This is a genomic window from Mycobacterium sp. 1423905.2 (assembly GCF_001673155.1).
Classification (GTDB): Bacteria; Actinomycetota; Actinomycetes; order Mycobacteriales; family Mycobacteriaceae; genus Mycobacterium.
This window is the reverse complement of record NZ_LZLE01000118.1, coordinates 25677-42896: the sequence shown is the minus strand read 5'-3', so window position 1 is coordinate 42896 and position 17220 is coordinate 25677. Positions and strand designations below refer to the sequence as shown.

The following is a 17220-nucleotide window of genomic DNA, read 5'->3' as shown; positions in this document are numbered from 1 at the left end:
CCGAAGTAGGCGGTCAGCTTCAAGCTCGGTCCGCTCATATATGCTCGGCAATCCATTGACCGGCCAGCACCGCCGCCAGCCCGAGCACGACGCTGACCGCGAGGTTGGCGAACGCTGCAGGCAACTGGCGCTCCTCGCCAAGCCGTTGCGTCTCGAGCATCCAGGTGGAGAAGGTGGTGTAGGCGCCGACGAAGGCGGTGCCGGCAAGGAGTGCCACGTCCTTCGAAAGCGCTAGTGCGCCGAGGAATCCCAGCAGCGCGGCGCCGCTGATGTTTACCGTCAGGGTGCCGAACGGAAACGATCGGGCGACTCGCCGGGCGACCGCGCGATCTATCAGGAAGCGCGACACCGAACCGACTCCGCCGATGAGCGCGACACCGACCCAAATGGCGGCCGTCACGCGCGCACCCGCGCGCGGCGCACCAGTCCACTGGCCAGATGGACCGCCAGGAGTCCGACGGCGATGCTCACCGCGGTGTACGTCGTGGCCAATACCCAATGTCCGTGTTCGAGCATCTTCACCGTCTCGACTTGCATCGTGGAGAAGGTGGTGAGCCCGCCGCAGAATCCGGTGCCCAGCAGGGGGCGGCGGTAGCTGGACAATGGCAGCCGTTCCAGCAGTCGGGTGGTGAAGTAGCCGACCAGAAAGGCGCCGGCGATGTTGACGATGAATGTCGGCCAGGGCCAGCGTGCCGGGTCGGTGACGAAGAGTGTGGCCAGGCCTGCCCGGGTCAACGCGCCCACGGCTCCGCCGGCGAAAATTGCGGCCAGCTCCCGATAGTCGCGGCTTGCCACTGGTTGTTTCCCTTCGCTGTGCCAAATGTGCGCCTACGCAGCCTAGGGCCGGACCGGCCGGTATGGGCACAATTGGTAGCCATGGCCCACCCGCGCGCCGGACAGCCGGCCCTGCCCGAAGACCTCGTCGACCTGCCGCACCTCGTGACGGCGTATTACTCGATCGAGCCCGATCCCGATAACGTCGCCCAGCAGGTGGTGTTCGGCACCTCGGGGCATCGCGGTTCGGCCCTCAATGGAGCCTTCAACGAGGCGCACATCGTGGCGATCACGCAGGCGATCGTCGAGTATCGGGCGGCGCACGGCACCACCGGACCGCTGTTCATCGGTCGTGACACGCATGGCCTTTCCGAGCCCGCCTGGGTGTCGGCCTTGGAGGTGCTGGCCGCCAACGACGTCGTCGCCATGATCGACTCGCGGGACCGCTACACCCCGACACCCGCGGTCAGCCATGCCATCTTGACCTACAACCGTGGCCGCACCGACGCGCTGGCCGACGGCATCGTCGTCACGCCGTCACACAACCCGCCACCGGACGGCGGCTTCAAGTACAACCCGCCCAACGGCGGGCCGGCCGATACCGACGCCACCAACGCAATAGCCAAGCGCGCCAACGAAATACTGCGCGACGGGTGGGCCGCGGTGCAACGGGTACCGCTTGCCCGCGCGCTGGACAGCGTGCAACGGCACGACTACGTGGGCAACTACGTCGACGACCTGCCCAACGTTGTGGACCTCGCGGCGATCCGCGACGCACAGGTTCGCATCGGCGCCGACCCGCTGGGTGGGGCCAGCGTGGATTACTGGGGCGAGATCGCTGAGCGCCATCGGCTGGATCTGACCGTCGTCAATCCATTGGTCGACGCGACGTGGCGGTTCATGACGCTGGATCACGACGGCAAGATCCGAATGGATTGCAGTTCACCGGATGCCATGGCGTCATTGATTGCCAACCGGGATCGCTACCAAATCGCCACCGGCAACGACGCCGACTCCGACCGGCACGGCATCGTCACCCCGGACGAGGGGCTGCTGAATCCGAACCACTACCTGGCGGTGGCCATCGACTATCTCTACACCCATCGGCCGAACTGGCCGGACGGTATCGCTGTCGGCAAGACCGCGGTCAGCTCGTCGATCATCGACCGGGTGGTGAACGGGCTGGGCCGCAAGCTGGTCGAGGTTCCGGTCGGGTTCAAGTGGTTCGTCGACGGGCTGATCAGCGGTTCGATCGGGTTTGGCGGCGAGGAGTCGGCGGGGGCGTCGTTCCTGCGGCGCGACGGCTCGGTATGGACGACCGACAAGGACGGGATCATCCTGGCGCTGTTGGCCTCGGAAATCCTGGCCGTCACGGGCAAGACACCGTCGCAGCGGTACGCCGAACTGGGCGCCGAGTACGGCGCTCCGGTCTATGCGCGGGTCGACGCGCCCGCCAACCGCGAGCAGAAGGCGCGGCTGTCACGGCTGTCCGCCGAACAGGTCAGCGCCACCGAGCTCGCAGGGGAGCCGATCGTGGCGAAGTTGACCGAGGCGCCCGGCAACGGCGCACCGCTGGGCGGGCTGAAGGTGACGACGGCCAATGCGTGGTTCGCCGCTCGACCGTCGGGGACCGAGGACGTCTACAAGATCTACGCCGAGTCCTTCAAGGGCCCGGATCACTTGGCCGAGGTGCAGCAGACAGCACGCGAGGTGGTCAACGCGGTCATCGGGTGAGGATAACCAGCGACTTTGAACCCGTTCGGCCGGTGGTGTAGCTTCGATGGGCACGACTTCTCGGGGCTATGGCGCAGCTGGTAGCGCACCACACTGGCAGTGTGGGGGTCAGGGGTTCGAGTCCCCTTAGCTCCACCGTATAATCGCAGTTCAGAGCGTTAAAAACACCACTCAGTACGCTGCGTCAACCCTGCGTCAACGATGCACGGTGCTACGCGAAGTTGGCGGCACATGCAGCCCCAGTCAATACTGGCCTCGACGGTTCCAGCCAATTCGGTAACTGCAGTAGCAGGAGAACTTACCTGCGGTCGAGGCCAGATGTCTGTTGCGTAATACATGAGCGGTGGTCACAGTCGCGCTTGCATTCCGCAAAGACATAGACGACGACCGAGATTGCAGAGCCCGATCATGGTCGACTGGGCGCGTAGGGGGTTGAGCTGCTAACCGTGACACTTTGAGTCTCCATTGGGCGAAATCGGTGTGACCTCGCCTTCCACCCCGCCGACAGGCCCCGATACGGCGATTGCTCATCCGCTGCGCCATCCACACTGGCGCATCAATACGATTTTCCAACTAAGCGCAAAGCGGGCAAGCGGGCCAATTACGGCTGCCGTCGCGAACTGCTAGGCAAGGGCAACAACGAGAATCACAATGACGATTGCGGCGACAACGAGCAGGCCCATGACAACCCAGAACCGCATGTTGTCGTTCTTTCGGTCTGTCCCGCTCGAGTGGGCCGTGGGAGGGTACGACCGAGGCGCGCCGGCGCTCGGCGGTGCTGCTGAAGGAGGCGGTAAAGCGCGGGCACCTGTGTTGTTCCAGCTCCCATACTCCTCTGGCTTCCCTCGCTGTAATGCGTTCGACCGATCCGCATTGGAGGCGCTTTGTGGCCCGAAGTCTCCGTTGCCCATAAGCGTGTCCGTTCGAGTTCAGCTACCCTTTGCTGCTGAGCTTATCGCTTAAAGTGTCTTCTGGCCCAAGGATTCTTCGTGCGAAGACTTCGATATCGTCAGGGCTGAATTGGTCGGCATGGTCGCCGGACAGGGACCACAAGAGCGCCAATTCGAGTTTGTAGATGGTCGGCCTGCTATTCAGATCGAGAAGCAAGTCGTCCGAAACCGTTTCTCCGGGTTCGATCCAAGCATGTTCTCGCAGGATTTCGAATACACGGTCGACGGTTTCGGCGGCCGAAGCGGTTCGTCTCGCAAGCTGTAGGAACTGCCATCTGAACTCGTTGTGTTCTGGATTGGCCGGCAAACCCACCCGTAGGCCAGAGCCATACTGGTTTAGCGCGACCATCGAAGCACCGATGTTGGTGACCCGAACTCGGACATGGAGCACGTCTGTGTCGTTCAACCGTCTCCACTGGCCGGACAGGTCGACGGCGAGCCTCGGCCGATACGTTCGACCACGTACGAACTTGAAGTAAGCCCAGCAGCCACCGACCACCACACCGGCGGCCGTAACGAGGCTCTGTATGCCGCCGGTTAAGTCTTTGAACGACGCTGCACCAAAGTGTAGGTGCCACGGCCCGAGCCCGGACACGGTCAGCACAACTACGGCAATCGAGCCGCCGCTCAGCAGCAGCAGGATAGAAGCCCAACGAAAGCCCCTTGGCCTCCACTTCGACACGTTGAACAGTGTGAACTGCAGACCCGGCGGAAATCCGTAGCGACGCGAATCGGGCTAAGAGAAATCCGCAGTCGGTGTCAGGCTTCTCCCGACTCTAACTTGAGGGCCACGAGTCGACTTTTGAGTGAGATAGCCGGTTGCACCGTTGACATCTTCACTCGCGCGCTGATTCGTCGTTTATGGAGCCGCTCACCTTAAGAGTCGCCGGTGCTCACCTGACATTGACATCAAAAGAATTCTGCTGAACCAACTTAGCTCCACCGAATTTCCCGCCCATGCCACGGGCTCAGCGGTGCAGGCTCCACTGACCGCAGTCCTCGGCAAGAACATCGTTGACGTCGACTTCCAGGCCCCCGACAACCGGACCCGGATTCGACGCCGTACTGACCACCCGTTGGTACAGGACCGCTGCCGGATAGATCTGACCGTGGGACCAGGCCTTCGTCTGCCAGGCCCACTTGTGGCCGGGGGTGCGCGAGTTCCCGATGACGCCGTCGTCGGCAGCCCACTTGCACACGTCGAGACCGCCGTAGACGCCGGTGCGCTGCACGCCCAGTACCGAATTAATTCCGCGAAACCACTTGAGGGCCAAAGTGTTCCAGGTGTCGTGATTGATGTCCTCGTCGATGCTGAAGAAGATCGGGGCACTCTGACCGCCACCGGCCGCGGTATGCAGCTTCCAGGCGGTGCGGGCATCGGCGACACCACCGTCGAAACCGCGCCGGAAATCAGACGGTGCTGTCCCGCCCGGCTTGCCGTATTGGTAGTTGCTGACGATCATCAACCCGGCAGCGGTCAGCTGCTCGGCGTACGGCCGGGTGATCGGCTTGGCGCCCATGGACGAGCCGGGACGCGATAGCGAGACGTAGTTGATGACCCCGTTGTAGCCAGCAGCTCGAATGTGCTCGGCGGGAATCTGGCGCATGGCGAAGTCGATCAGTTTGGGAGGGGCGGCAGCCGCCGCAGGCAGAGGGACACTTGCCGCTGCCGCGTACAACCCTGGCAGTGCCGACACGGCGATGGCATAGCGCAATGCGTCGCGCCGGGAAATTTCTGATCGCCGGAGGCGCGACTCCAGCGACAAATCGTGCATCGCGTGATGTTAAATATGTGACTTCTGTCAACAGAAGTAGCGTGTGTCAGCTGATACCGAATTGGTCTCGTTTGTGACCTATTCAGAAACCGCATTGAGTTCTATTCGGGCTTGGTCGATCTGGTCGTAGGCGTATGTCGCCATGGCCGCGACGGTCATCGTCTCGCCCTGGCGGGCGAGCACTTCGTAGGTGTGGTCGCCGAGGACATCCCGGAGGTGGGTAATCGCGGTTCCGAGTTCCGGCAGGGTCACTGCGGCCATGGGTTTGACCGCTGCGAAACCGGCGATGGTGGCCGCTGGCTCGTAGCGCTCGAGCCGGTCGAGAAGAACGGCCAGCACGGCCAGTGGGTTGGACAACATGCCGATGTTGCCCGACTCGTGGTGGTTGCGGATAGCCACGGCTAGGTACGCCAGCGCCGCCATCGGATCCCCCTGCTGAGCCTCGAGTCCGGAGAACCAATAGGTGAACTGAGTCTCGTAGAAACGGTTGCCGCTCTCCCGGGAGACGAGCACGCTGCGGCGCAACGCCCCGAGCGTGCGGCCTGGCTCGGTGTCGCGGAACGCGTACCCCCAAGCGAAAAGTGCGTACGCAAGCACCCACGGATTGCCCGTCGCCTCAGCGTCCTCGATGAGGCCGCTGGCGGTTACCATCGCCTCTTCACTCGAACCGGAGACGGCCAGGGCGAACACCAAATTGGCCTTGCCCATCACGTTGGTCGGGCCGGTGCGGGTCAGCTGGGCGCGGCATAGCTCGACATACCGTTCGGGCCGACCGACGAACAGGTACGCACTGCCGAGGAAGGCTTCGCCGAAGTACGCGACTTTATCCCGGGCAGCGGCGATGACTGTCTGGCCGACGTCGCTGTAGTGCACGGCATCCTCGAAGCGCCCGACGAGACCGCACAACGATGCCCCGACGCATGCGGCGGGGAGCCGGGGATGTGTGACGGCCCGCAGGGGTTCTATCAGTTCTTCGGCCCACGCGATGGGTTCGTAATTCTCGAGGAAGGGGCCAAGCAACGCCGAATACGCCGCGATCGCGGCCGCCGCGTCCAAATCGCCTTGCTCGGTGGCCCACCGAAAGGCGGTGCGCAGATTGGCCCACTCGAGCGTGAGCCAGTCATATGCCTCACGCTGGCGCGGGCCGTCCCACAAGCCCATGGTGTCGGATTCTCGTCCGGCGTAGTAGCACGCGTGGGTGGTCCGAATTTCGGGTGCTTCCCCGCGGGCGATCAGTTGCTCCTCGGCGAACTGGCGGATCGTTTCCAGCATCGAATACCGGGTCCGCCCGCCGGACCGCACAGCCAATACGAGGGATTTGCGGACTAGAGCGTCGAGCGCCTCCAGGATGGCGTACTCGTCGCGGTCCGCTGATCCGGCCACCGCGCAGGCGCTCTGCAGGTCGAATCCACCGGCGAACACCGAACATCGTTCTAGCACCGTCTTTTCGGCGTCTCCGAGAAGGTCGTAGGACCAAGCCACAGCGTGGCGCAGCGTGTGGTGGCGTTCCAGACCGCGCCTCGAGCCGACCAACAGTCTGAAGCGGTGATCAAGCCGATCACGCACTTCGCTGGCGGTCATCGACGCCATTCGGGAGGCGGCCAGTTCGATGGCCAGAGGGATCCCGTCGAGACGCTGGCAAATCTCGGTGACCGCGGCGGCTTCATCGGGATCAACCATCGAGAATCCCGGCGCAATGCCTCGTGCGCGTTCGACGAACAGGCGCACCGCCGCAGACTCGACTCCGGCTGCGGCGTCCAGCGAGCGCACCGGCCGAACCTGCTCGTCCGCCACGCCGAGTCCTTCGCGGCTAGTGGCGAGAACGCGTACCGATACCGAGTCTGCGAGTATCGCTTCGATCAAACAGGCGGCAGCGTCGAGCACGTGTTCACAATTGTCGACCACCAAGAGCCGGACCCGGCCCTCCAACGCAGCGGCCACCGACTCACTGACTGTCTTACCCGGCTGCTGGGTGATGCCCAGCACCGCCGCCACCGCATCGGGTACAGCCGCAGGATCGGTCACCGCTGCTAATTCGAAAAGCCACACCCCGTCGGGAAACTCGTTAGCCAGGTACGTCCCGACTTCCACCGCCAGGCGGGTCTTGCCGACCCCGCCCACGCCGGTCACCGTGACCAATCGATGGGCCTGCACCGCCGCTGCGATGTCGGCGACCTCGGACGCCCGTCCGATCAAGCTGGTAGTCGCAGGACGCAGATTTCCCGGATCTGTATCGAGCGCCCGCAACGGGGGAAAGTCCGTGCGAAGCCCCGCGGCGCACACTTGAAACACCCCTACCGGCCTCGGTACATCGCGCAACCTTCGCAGCCCCAGGTTGACGAGGTCTACTCCACCCAGCAGACCCGCCGTCGACTCCGCCACGAGAATTTGACCACCATGGCCGACGGCCATCACCCGCGCCGCGCGATTGAGCACCGTACCGAAGTAGTCCCCATCCCGCGGTTCGGCTTCGCCGGTTGCGATGCCCATCCGGACCGGCAATTCCAGCTCCCGCTGTGCGGCCACCGCGGCATCCACCGCCGATCTGGGTGAGGCGAACGCGGCGCAGACACCGTCGCCGGTGTGCTTGAACAACCACCCGCCATGCGACTCGATCGCGTGACGCAGCACCTGATCGTGGGCGGCGAGCGCCGCGCGCATCTCATCGGCATCGGCTTCCCACCGACGGGTCGAGCCCTCGACGTCGGTGAAAAGAAAGGTCACCACCCCGGTAGGCGGCACCTCCGTAGCCACCCGCAAAGAATGTCACATAAGGCCAGCGCCGAGGTGCGTCAGCGCGGCTGCAGGATGATCACTGGGATCTCCCGTTCGGTCCAGCTCTGATAGGTGTCGAAATCTGCGTAGAGGTCGACCAGACGCGGCCAAAGCCGTGCTCGCTGCTGGGCGTCGGCCACGACAGCGCGCACGGCGTGCCGCTCGGAGCCGATCTCGACGAATGTGTCCGGGTTGGCTACCAGGTTCCGGAACCACTGGGGGTGTTCTGCCCGGCCGCCCTGCGAACCGACGATCACCACATCGACCCCGTCGCGCATGTACAGCAGCGGCGTGACAAAGACCTTGCCGGACTTACGGCCGCGATGTTCGAGCAGCAGAGTGGGCACCGGCTTGCGGAAACCCGCGCCAATGCGCCATTTTCCGCCGATGCGGCCCCCGGTGCGACGGTAGATCCACACGTGCCCTTTGCCGACGTACTTGAACATCTTGGGCAACACGGGGGAGTCGAGTTGCTTAGGTCGATTGGGTGCGGCCATCACTGCCTTCCGAGGTACTGGGCGGCTGAGCTACCGTCGCTTGGCCACCGGGCTTGCTAGTGGCCTGCACCGCGAGCCAGGTCGATGGCGAACTGGTTGACGAAGGTGCCCGCCGGTGGGTCGCCTTTGTCGCAAGTGCCGTCGGATTCGCCGGGACGTTTGATCCATAAGTAGGCGTCGGCGTGCGCACCCCCGGTGGCCGCGGTCGGCGCAGTGCCGAGTGCTCGGCCGCTGGGGTTACACCAGTTGAGCGCCGAGTCGGGCGCTGGTCCGGCGCCGTTGCGCGAGGTGTCGATCACGTAGTGTGAACCATTCGTCAGCCCCGAAATGGCTTCGCCGTAGCCGATTTCATCCTCGGTGGTGAAGAAGTTCGCCGTGTTGACGCTGAAGCCCCGGGCGCGGCCCACACCGGCCTGGTTGAGCCGGGCGGCCATGTCCTCGGCACTGTGCCAGCGCAGGTGCCCGGCGTCGACGTACACGGCGGCGGCCGGATCGCGGGTCAGCGTTTCGACGGCGTAGCGAATCAAGTCGTAGCGTTCCTGGCGCTGGTCGGCCGAAAGGCAGTCGGCCATGGCCAGGGCATCGGGTTCGACGATGACTGCGGCCGGCGAAGAACCCAGGTCGGCGGCGATGCCGTCGATCCAGCCGCGGTACTGCGCCCCTGACCCGAATCCTCCCGCGGCGAAGCTGCCGCAGTCGCGGTGTGGAATTCCGTAGAGCGTGAACACCGGCATGGCGCCGGCGGCAGCCGCGTCACCGGTGTACTTGGCGACCGTGGCTGCCGAGGATCCGGGAACAATCCAGTACGCCTGCGGCGTATTGGCGACGGTAGACAACTCCGCGCTCGGGGGGTTGGCCCCTTGCGCGGCGCGCATAGCCGCCGAGTTGGGATTGACGTAGAACGGCATGCCCGCCAACGGATTAGCGTCAGCAGTCAAACGCAACCCCGGCGCGGGGCTGACCCGCGTTGGGCTGACGACAAACCCCATGGCGGCAACGGCCGCCATCGTCAACAAAGGGGCTATCCATCTCGTGACCGCACCAGCAGCTGAGAACATCACCCCAGGAAATTAGCGTCTGAGGACACAGCCGGCCAATCGCGGGGGGCCTCGCGCCGCATCGTGGCCTCTCCAGTGGTCACTTCAGTCACTTCGGTCACTGGGGGTCGTTGCTGTCTTTCTGCCCGCCTGCTAGCGACAACAGGGTCTGTCGCTGTGAGGCGGGCAAGAATCAGGTGGTTGTGGCGGACGCACCGCCCGCCCGGTGAGCCCCTACTTCCGTTGCTGGTGCTTAGGGTCGCGAACGGCGTCGGCCGCTTCGCGCACCTGCCGGAACAACTGTCCGAAATCAGGCATCCGGGCTCGTGCGGCTACCAGCGGCGCCGGCGAGCCCGCCACTTCGGGCAGATCGAGAACGAGCCACGCCCCGAACTGGTGGGGTTGTACTCGCAGTTGCAGCGTGTCGAGTTCGTCTTCGAGCACGACGGGTACCTTGACGAACTCACCTTGTTCGGCGTCGTCGAGCCGCCGGCGGACGTCCTCGAGATCGACGTCGGTCGCCAGACGCCAGCGCAGTTCCTGGCCAGTTCGGTGAGTCGACGAGTAGAGCACGAGATACTTCGCCACGACTTGTCCTTCGCCTAGTGCCGACTACGAGAGCCTAAGAGAACGGCCGTCCGATTAACCAAGCGAATCCCAGAACTTGGTGAGGGCGGCCGCGCCGCGCTGCGGGTCCTGCGTCATCCACCAGTGGCCCAGCCCGTCGAGCACCTCAATGCGCGCCCCAGCCCGCTCGGAGGCCCGGCGCCGGATCTCCTCGGGACCCGCGTATGGATCGTCGGTGGCAATCAGGGACAGGCCCGGGCGGGCTGCCGCCTTTTCCAATTCCCGACCGGCTTCGGCTATAGCCGGTTGGGCCGCAGAACGGTAGAGCTGCAGGATGGCCCGGCCCATCTCCGGGCCCTGCGCCACGGCAAGAGAGGTCGCGATGTCAGTGGGTATCCCCAACCCGGCCATCTGGTTGGCTCGGTCCCGCAGCGTTCCACCGAGCATGGTGCTGACCAATTGCTCGCCTTCGCCGGGGGTCTGCCACACCTGGGCCAGGTCGTGCCAGACGTAGTCCGGGTCGAAGACACCGACGACGTCGCTGACCCAGCTGCGCACCAACTCGGGTCGGTGCATGACCACGTTGACGACGTGCCCGCCGCCCCAGTCGTGACCGACGAGATCGATCGCGTCGTCGATGCGCTCCAGTTCCTCCTCGAGCCAGTCGCGGTAGGCGAGGTAGGTGGCGGGGAAGTCGTCCGGTAACGGTGCGCCGAATCCCGGCGGCGACAACCGCACCACGTCTTCGCGACCGAGGGCATCGACCAGCGGGCCCCAAATAGCGTCGGTCTCGGGATTGCCGTGCACCAACACGACGGTCATAGTGGGCTCCTTTGGTCGCCGAACCCGCTTATTGTCGCGCCGAGGCGGGCAAAAGCGACACCCTCTCTTCCGGACAGCACTGCGGCAATGTCGATGCCCTACGCTGACGGATGCTCGATCACCGCACCAGAAGAAAGCGAACTCGCCATGGCGCCGACGCTGCGCCCACGCCGATCGGCCCTCTACCTTCCGGGCAATAAGCCCCGCGCGCTGGAGAAGGCGCAGACCCTCCCCGCGGACGTTCTGATCTTCGACCTGGAGGACGCCGTTGGCCCGGACGCGAAAGTCGAGTCCCGGAGCAAGGTCTGCGAGGCCATCTCGTCGGGCAACTACGGCCCGCGCGAAATCGTGGTGCGCATCAACGGATTGGGGACCGAATGGCACGACGACGATTTGGTCGCCGTGACCGAGTCGGCGGCCGACGGCATTCTGATACCCAAAGTCGAAACGGGGCCGCAGGTTCAAGCGCTGGCCGGCAGGCTGGCGAACGCCCCGGAGAATCTGCAGCTTTGGGTGATGATCGAAACGCCCAAGGCCTTCTTGAGGATTGAGGAAATCGCCTCGGCCAACGACCGCCTCGCGGTGCTTGTCGTCGGCACCAACGATCTGGTGAACGAGCTGCACGGGCGGCACGTGCCTGGGCGCGCACCGATCGTGCCCGCGTTGGGACTGGCGGTGTTGGGGGCGAGGGCCGCCGAAAAGGTCGTTCTGGACGGTGTATTCAACGACATCACCGACACCGACGGCTTTGTCGCCGAGGCGCGCGAGGGCCGCGACATGGGTTTCGACGGCAAGACGCTGATCCATCCCGCACAAGTCGCGCCGGCCAACGAGGTGTTCGGCCCCTCCGAGGAAGAGCTTGCCGACGCCAACAAAATCGTCGCGGCTTATGAGCAGGCTCGGGCCGCAGGGCAGAGCGTCATCACCGTCGACGGCCGCATGGTCGAGAGTCTGCATGTGCGCGAAGCGCAGCGTATTCAGACGCTGGCCGCACGCATCGCCGAGGCGCGCTTCACATCTTGACGGTCAGCGGCCACACGTTCCAGATGTCGTCGCAGTACTCCGCGATGGCCCGATCCGACGAGAACTTCCCGCTGCGTGCGGTATTCAGAATGGACATCTTCGTCCAGGACTCCTTGTCCTGCCAGGCCGCGCTCACTCGGTCCTGACAGTCGACATAGGCCGCGTAGTCGGCGAGCACCAGGAACGGGTCGTCGTAACGCAGATTGTCCACCAGTGGCTTGAACACTTCGCTGTCACCGTTCGAAAATGTCCCGCCGGCAATGAGATCGAGCACCGCGCGCAGTTCCTCGTTGCGGTCGATGTAGTGGGCCGGGCGGTAACCGGTCGCCTTGAGCGCCTCGACTTCCTGCACCGTCAACCCGAACAGGAAGAAATTCTCGGCTCCGACCTCTTCGCGCATCTCGACGTTGGCTCCGTCAAGCGTGCCGATGGTCAGCGCCCCGTTCATCATGAACTTCATGTTCCCGGTGCCCGAGGCTTCCTTGCCCGCAGTGGAGATCTGCTCGGACAGATCGGCTGCTGGGTAGATCAGGTGTGCGTTCTGCACGTTGAAGTTCGGGATGAACGCCACCTTGAGGAAGCGGTTCACCTCGGGGTCGCTGTTGACGGTCTGGCCAACGGCGTTGATCAGCTTGATGATTCGCTTGGCGATGAAGTAGCCGGGCGCGGCCTTGCCGCCGAAGATAAATGCGCGGGGCGGAATCGACGAACCGGGGTTCTGCTTGAGCCGGTGATAGAGCGTCACGATGTGCAGGACATTGAGATGCTGGCGTTTGTACTCGTGGATGCGCTTGACCTGGATGTCGAACATCCAATCCGCTTTGAGCTCAACACCCGTCGCCGAACGGATGTAGGCGGCCAGGCGGGCCTTGTTACTGCGTTTCACATCGCGCCACTGCTGGCGGAACGAGGAGTCGTCGACGTACCGCTCCAACCCACGCAGGCGATCGAGATCGGTCAGCCAACCATCGCCGATGGTGCGATCCAGCAGTTCGCGCAGCCCGGGATTGGCTAATGCGACGAAGCGTCGAGGCGTCACGCCGTTGGTTTTGTTGCTGAACCGCTCCGGCCACAGCTCGTAAAAGTCTTTCAGCACACTGATTCTGAGCAGGTCGGAGTGCAGCGCGGCGACGCCGTTGATGGCGTGGCTGCCGACGGTCGCCAAGTGCGCCATCCGGACGTTCTTGCCGCCGTCTTCGCCGATCAGCGACATCCGCCGCAGTCGGTCCTCGTCGCCGGGGAATCGGCCGCGCACCTCGTCAAGGAAGTGGCTGTTGATCTCGTAGATGATCTCGAGGTGGCGAGGCAGCGACTGGGCGAACATCTCCAGCGGCCAGGTCTCCAGCGCCTCGGGCAGCAGGGTGTGGTTGGTGTAGCCGAACGTCGCTACCGTGATCTCCCAGGCGTCCTCCCACTCCATGTGCCGCTCGTCGATCAGCAGCCGCATCAGCTCGGCAACTCCGATCGAGGGGTGAGTGTCGTTGAGCTGCAACGCGAACCGTTGAGGAAGTTCCTGAACCGAGACGTCGGCCAAATCGTCCATGATGTGCAGGACGTGCTGCAGTGAGCAGGACACGAAGAAGTGCTGTTGCAGCAGCCGCAGCCGCTTACCCGCCTCCGGTTCGTCGTTGGGGTAGAGCACCTTGGTCACCGTCTCGGAGGTGACCTCCTCCTCGACCGCCTTGTAGTAGTCGCCGGTGTTGAAGGCGTCCAGCGCGAACGACTTGACCGCCCGCGCGCTCCACAGCGTCAGCACGTTGCAGGTGTTGACGCCGTAACCCTGGATGGGTGTGTCGTAAGCGACGCCTTTGAGCATCATGCCCGGGACCCAGCGCACGCGTTCGTGGCCGGAGTCGTCCGTATAGCGCTCGGTGTGCCCACCCCACTTGACCAGATAGTTGACGTCGGGTTTCGGGATCTCCCAAGGGTTTCCGCTGTCCAGCCAGTTATCGGTCTGCTCGACTTGCCACCCGTCGTGAATTTCTTGGTCGAAGATGCCGAATTCGTATCGGATGCCGTAGCCGATGGCCGGACGCTCCAAGGTGGCCAGCGAATCCAGGTAACACGCGGCCAGCCTGCCCAGGCCGCCGTTGCCCAGCCCGGGTTCCTCCTCGCAGGCCAAGACCTCGTCGTAGTTCTGACCCATCGCGGCCAGCGCGGCTCGCGCGTCTCGCTCCATGCGCAGGTTCAGCAGATTGTTACCCAATTGCGGACCCATGAGGAATTCGGCCGACAGGTAGCACGTCACTTTCCGGCCCAGGTCGAGCGACACCTGCGTCGACGCCGCGCGGCGGTCCTGCATGCGGTCGCGCACGGCCAGTGCCAAGGCCCGGTAATAGTGCACCGGCCGCAGGGCCGCGGCCGGACGGCCGATCGAATACCGCAGATGATCGGTGATTGCGCGCTGTAACGCGGCGGCGCTCATCCCGGTGCGGGAGTGCTCGGAAAGTTCGCGCCCGGTGCTGGCGGCGGAAAGCCCGTCCGAGGGTGTCTGATCAAGGTCGGTCATGGTGAGTCCTACTCCCTAGCGCTTGCTCAAGGCACCCGTCAGTCTGGCAGCGATGTTTGCACACCGGACCGGCAATTGACGTCAGTTACGTAAACGCAATCCCACGTATGCGCGACGGATCGGCTTCGCCGGCCGTCGGAGGCGTTCTCGCAGCGACCGCGCCGCGGCGATGGCACGTTCTGTGGGAAATGTGGCACTAGCAAACATCGCAGATGAGCCCGATTCGGCGTTTGATCGAGTACATCAGACGGAAAGGAGCGAGCCATGACCGCCACATCCACCCAGTCCACCGCTGGCATCGTCATTCCCGACACGCCGCTGGTGCGTGACATCACCGAGTACATCCGCGACACCGAAGACGAGTTGCTGTTCAACCACTCGCGCCGGGTGTATCTGTTCGGCGCCTTGCAAGGGCAGCGGCGCGGTCTGCAGCCCGACCTGGAATTGCTCTATGCCGGCGCTATGTTCCACGACATCGGGCTGACCGAGGGCTACCGCACCTCCTCGCTGCGCTTCGAGGTTGACGGCGCCAATGCCGCGCGCAAGTTTCTGTTGGAGCGGGGCGTCGACGAGGCCGCCGCGCGCAAGGTGTGGCTGTCCATCGCACTGCACACCACCCCGGGAGTCCCGGAGTTTCTGGAGCCCGAGATCGCGCTCGTCACCGCGGGCGTGGAGACCGACGTGCTCGGCATCGGCCGCGACGACCTGTCCAGCGAGGACATCGAGGCGGTGACTGCCGCCCATCCGCGGCCCGACTTCAAGAACCGCATCCTGCGGGCGTTCACCGACGGTATGAAGCACCGGCCGCGCAGCACCTTCGGCACCGTCAACGCCGACGTGCTGGAGCACTTCGACGACTCGTTCGTCCGCGACGACTTCGTCGAGATCATCCGCAACAACAGCTGGCCCGAATAGGACGTCGTGATGGCCACCGTGGTTTCCCGCGACGGGACCGTCATCGGTTACGAAACATGCGGTGCGGGAATGCCTTTGCTGCTTGTGCATGGCAGCACAGGCACCCGCGCCCGGTGGTGGGCGGTGCGGGCCCGGTTGGCGCAGCGCTACACCGTCCATCTGATGGACCGGCGCGGCCGCGGGCTCAGCGCCGTTGAAGCCCCGGGACCCTACCGTCTGCAACGTGAAGCCGAGGATGTGGCGGCCGTCGCCGAAGCCGTCGGTGGCAACGTCTATGTGGTCGGGCATTCCTACGGAGCATTGGCTGTCCTGGAGGCCGCGCTGATCACGCCGGCGTTTCGGCGCATCCTGCTCTACGAGCCGCCGCTGCCCACCCCGGGCCGGCAGGTCGTCTCACCCGACGCGTTGGCGCGACTGTCCGCCATGGCCAACCCGCGGGAACTTCTGCAACAGTTCTACCGCGAAACCCTGCGGCTGGCCGAACCTGCTGTCAAGGACCTCGCCGATCGCGAATTTCCTTACGTCGCAGACTCTATCGCGCATACCGCCGTCCGCGAGCTCACCGAGGTGGGCGCCTACCGCCCCTCTGAACGGCTCGCTGGCATTGAGGTGCCTACACGAATCCTCCTGGGCAGCAAGAGCCCAGAGTACTTCCGCACGGCCGCGGCCGCTGTCGCCGCCCGCATTCCCGGCGCCACGATGGCTGCGCTACACGGGCAAGGGCATCAGGCCATCGACTACGACCCGCGTCAGTTCGTGCGCGCGGTCATCGATTTCGACGCGCGCCGGAACGCGGGCGCCGTGATGGTCCGCCGGGGCTGCTTGAGCCCCGAACGCTGCTAGGTCTCAGTACAGGGTCCCCGGTGTGCCCGGAGGCGGCGGCGCGGGCATCACCCAGTTGCACGGCACCCAGGTGCGAAACGCGATCCAGGCGCACTGCTGTTCTGGACTAAGCTGCGGACCGGCCGGGGGCCCAGGTGGCGCCGGCTCGGGATCATCGGGGTCGGCCTGCGCCAGGCCGGCCCCGGCGAAGCCACCCACGACCGTGGCAAGTGCTGTGACGGCCAGCAAACGTCGGAATCGAATCATGTTGGGTCACAACTCCTCCCATATCACCGGACGCGGTCGCAACTATTCAGCATGCTGGGTCGTGCCGCTCACCCGCAGAGGGCGTCTGAACAGCACTTTGACAACAATCCTGACACGCAGTCGCAGTCATGGGAATACCTTCGACGGACACCTCTGCTGGGCGGCCGCAGGCTACTGATCAGTTGCCGGCAACGCGTGCCAGCTTCCGGCTGACTCCAGTCGCGATCTGCCCGGGACGTTGTTGTTCGCCCTGCTGAGCGCCCAGCAGGAGGATCGTGCCCGTCAGCGCGGGCACCAGCCACTGGGCGTAGCGCAGTTGCTGCTGTGCCGAGGCGACGTCACTCGGTGTCGACGAGGACGGTTCGGTCGCCCCCTGCACCGAATCACCTTGCCCCTGAGCGGCTTTCATTCCCAGCACGCGAGTGTAGACGGTGGCGCCCAGAGCGGCGCCCGTGACGATCAACTTCGTGACGGTATTCGACGTGACGCCACTTTGATACTTGGCGCGATCCCGGTTGTTGTAGAGGATTGCGCCGCCACCGATTAGGTGCGCGCCGATGGCGGCGGCGTTGACCGGCGCCCATTTCGCCCAGCCCGCGGCTGCGACGCGAGCGCGGTCTTTGGGGTCTCGGACGGCGGCGCTCGCGCCGTTGACGCCGACGGCGCCCATCAACGACCCGCCGAACCAGGCGGCCGCGCCCAGGTCGTGCAGGGAACGAACAAAAGTATTGCGTGACGACATCGACGTCTTTC

16 protein-coding genes and 1 tRNA gene are annotated in these 17220 nt (G+C 64.7%); 5 read left to right on the top strand and 12 right to left on the bottom strand.

Annotated features, from left to right (window positions below; translation table 11 throughout):
• Positions 1-34: 34 nt before the first annotated feature.
• Together crcB (A9W95_RS06485) and crcB (A9W95_RS06480) are read right to left on the bottom strand one after the other, a co-directional pair.
• Positions 35-400, bottom strand: a complete 366-nt coding sequence (gene crcB / locus A9W95_RS06485; protein WP_067409831.1) for a fluoride efflux transporter CrcB — start codon at positions 398-400, stop codon at positions 35-37.
• Positions 397-795, bottom strand: a complete 399-nt coding sequence (crcB, locus tag A9W95_RS06480) for a fluoride efflux transporter CrcB (protein ID WP_067409829.1) — start codon at positions 793-795, stop codon at positions 397-399. Before crcB (A9W95_RS06480) ends, crcB (A9W95_RS06485) begins: the two co-directional genes overlap by 4 nt.
• Positions 796-876: 81 nt before the next feature.
• Here crcB (A9W95_RS06480) and pgm point away from each other — a divergent pair, with 81 nt between their 5' ends.
• Positions 877-2508, top strand: a complete 1632-nt coding sequence (gene pgm / locus A9W95_RS06475) for a phosphoglucomutase (alpha-D-glucose-1,6-bisphosphate-dependent) (RefSeq protein ID WP_067409828.1) — start codon at positions 877-879, stop codon at positions 2506-2508.
• Between the two features lie 62 nt (positions 2509-2570).
• Positions 2571-2643, top strand: a tRNA-Ala gene (locus A9W95_RS06470).
• 798 nt (positions 2644-3441) lie between these two features.
• Here the strand turns inward: A9W95_RS06470 and A9W95_RS06465 are convergent.
• The 7 genes from A9W95_RS06465 to A9W95_RS06435 all read right to left on the bottom strand — a co-directional run bounded on the left by A9W95_RS06465 (position 3442) and on the right by A9W95_RS06435 (position 10931).
• Positions 3442-4140: a hypothetical protein gene (locus tag A9W95_RS06465; RefSeq protein ID WP_156746047.1), complete on the bottom strand. Its 699-nt coding sequence runs from the start codon at positions 4138-4140 to the stop codon at positions 3442-3444.
• 286 nt (positions 4141-4426) lie between these two features.
• Positions 4427-5233 carry a DUF1906 domain-containing protein gene (locus tag A9W95_RS06460; RefSeq protein WP_067409825.1) on the bottom strand — a complete coding sequence of 269 codons (807 nt, stop codon included), beginning with the start codon at positions 5231-5233 and terminating at the stop codon, positions 4427-4429.
• 78 nt (positions 5234-5311) lie between these two features.
• Positions 5312-7987, bottom strand: coding sequence for an adenylate/guanylate cyclase domain-containing protein (locus A9W95_RS06455; protein ID WP_253851581.1), 2676 nt, complete (start codon positions 7985-7987; stop codon positions 5312-5314).
• Between the two features lie 38 nt (positions 7988-8025).
• On the bottom strand, positions 8026-8505 hold the full coding sequence (locus A9W95_RS06450; protein WP_067409843.1) for a nitroreductase family deazaflavin-dependent oxidoreductase: 480 nt from the start codon (positions 8503-8505) through the stop codon (positions 8026-8028).
• A gap of 56 nt (positions 8506-8561) precedes the next feature.
• A complete protein-coding gene (locus A9W95_RS06445) occupies positions 8562-9566 on the bottom strand; it encodes a glycoside hydrolase family 6 protein (protein WP_067409823.1) in 1005 nt (334 codons plus the stop codon).
• A 210-nt stretch (positions 9567-9776) separates the two neighbouring features.
• On the bottom strand, positions 9777-10130 hold the full coding sequence (locus A9W95_RS06440) for a hypothetical protein (RefSeq protein ID WP_067409821.1): 354 nt from the start codon (positions 10128-10130) through the stop codon (positions 9777-9779).
• A gap of 54 nt (positions 10131-10184) precedes the next feature.
• Positions 10185-10931, bottom strand: a complete 747-nt coding sequence (locus A9W95_RS06435; RefSeq protein WP_067409819.1) for an alpha/beta fold hydrolase — start codon at positions 10929-10931, stop codon at positions 10185-10187.
• 147 nt (positions 10932-11078) lie between these two features.
• Between A9W95_RS06435 and A9W95_RS06430 the strand changes: the two genes are divergently transcribed.
• Positions 11079-11954, top strand: a complete 876-nt coding sequence (locus tag A9W95_RS06430) for a CoA ester lyase (protein WP_067409839.1) — start codon at positions 11079-11081, stop codon at positions 11952-11954.
• Here the strand turns inward: A9W95_RS06430 and A9W95_RS06425 are convergent.
• Positions 11944-14463 carry a glycogen/starch/alpha-glucan phosphorylase gene (locus A9W95_RS06425; protein WP_082982938.1) on the bottom strand — a complete coding sequence of 840 codons (2520 nt, stop codon included), beginning with the start codon at positions 14461-14463 and terminating at the stop codon, positions 11944-11946. The two genes, A9W95_RS06430 and A9W95_RS06425, sit on opposite strands and share 11 nt — an antisense overlap.
• A 264-nt stretch (positions 14464-14727) precedes the next feature.
• Here A9W95_RS06425 and A9W95_RS06420 point away from each other — a divergent pair, with 264 nt between their 5' ends.
• Both A9W95_RS06420 and A9W95_RS06415 read left to right on the top strand, forming a co-directional pair.
• Complete coding sequence (locus A9W95_RS06420; protein WP_067409817.1) at positions 14728-15378, top strand: HD domain-containing protein; 651 nt, start codon at positions 14728-14730, stop codon at positions 15376-15378.
• Positions 15379-15387: 9 nt separating this feature from the next.
• Positions 15388-16221 (top strand): alpha/beta fold hydrolase, encoded by an 834-nt coding sequence (locus tag A9W95_RS06415; protein WP_067409816.1) that lies wholly within the window; start codon positions 15388-15390, stop codon positions 16219-16221.
• 3 nt (positions 16222-16224) lie between these two features.
• Here A9W95_RS06415 and A9W95_RS06410 read toward each other — a convergent pair whose 3' ends face one another.
• Together A9W95_RS06410 and A9W95_RS06405 are read right to left on the bottom strand one after the other, a co-directional pair.
• Positions 16225-16467 (bottom strand): hypothetical protein, encoded by a 243-nt coding sequence (locus A9W95_RS06410; protein ID WP_067409814.1) that lies wholly within the window; start codon positions 16465-16467, stop codon positions 16225-16227.
• Positions 16468-16645: 178 nt separating this feature from the next.
• Positions 16646-17209, bottom strand: a complete 564-nt coding sequence (locus A9W95_RS06405) for a hypothetical protein (RefSeq protein WP_067409812.1) — start codon at positions 17207-17209, stop codon at positions 16646-16648.
• Positions 17210-17220 lie beyond the last annotated feature (11 nt).

What these genes read in the sequence shown, in the direction of transcription:
- A9W95_RS06415 (WP_067409816.1), top strand. Translation starts at nt 15,388, where the DNA reads ATGGCCACCGTGGTTTCCCGCGACGGGACCGTCATCGGTTACGAAACA.
- A9W95_RS06405 (WP_067409812.1), bottom strand. Translation starts at nt 17,209, where the DNA reads ATGTCGTCACGCAATACTTTTGTTCGTTCCCTGCACGACCTGGGCGCG.
- A9W95_RS06425 (WP_082982938.1), bottom strand. Translation starts at nt 14,463, where the DNA reads ATGACCGACCTTGATCAGACACCCTCGGACGGGCTTTCCGCCGCCAGC.
- A9W95_RS06435 (WP_067409819.1), bottom strand. Translation starts at nt 10,931, where the DNA reads ATGACCGTCGTGTTGGTGCACGGCAATCCCGAGACCGACGCTATTTGG.
- pgm (WP_067409828.1), top strand. Translation starts at nt 877, where the DNA reads ATGGCCCACCCGCGCGCCGGACAGCCGGCCCTGCCCGAAGACCTCGTC.
- A9W95_RS06410 (WP_067409814.1), bottom strand. Translation starts at nt 16,467, where the DNA reads ATGATTCGATTCCGACGTTTGCTGGCCGTCACAGCACTTGCCACGGTC.
- A9W95_RS06460 (WP_067409825.1), bottom strand. Translation starts at nt 5,233, where the DNA reads ATGCACGATTTGTCGCTGGAGTCGCGCCTCCGGCGATCAGAAATTTCC.
- A9W95_RS06450 (WP_067409843.1), bottom strand. Translation starts at nt 8,505, where the DNA reads ATGGCCGCACCCAATCGACCTAAGCAACTCGACTCCCCCGTGTTGCCC.
- A9W95_RS06430 (WP_067409839.1), top strand. Translation starts at nt 11,079, where the DNA reads ATGGCGCCGACGCTGCGCCCACGCCGATCGGCCCTCTACCTTCCGGGC.
- A9W95_RS06420 (WP_067409817.1), top strand. Translation starts at nt 14,728, where the DNA reads ATGACCGCCACATCCACCCAGTCCACCGCTGGCATCGTCATTCCCGAC.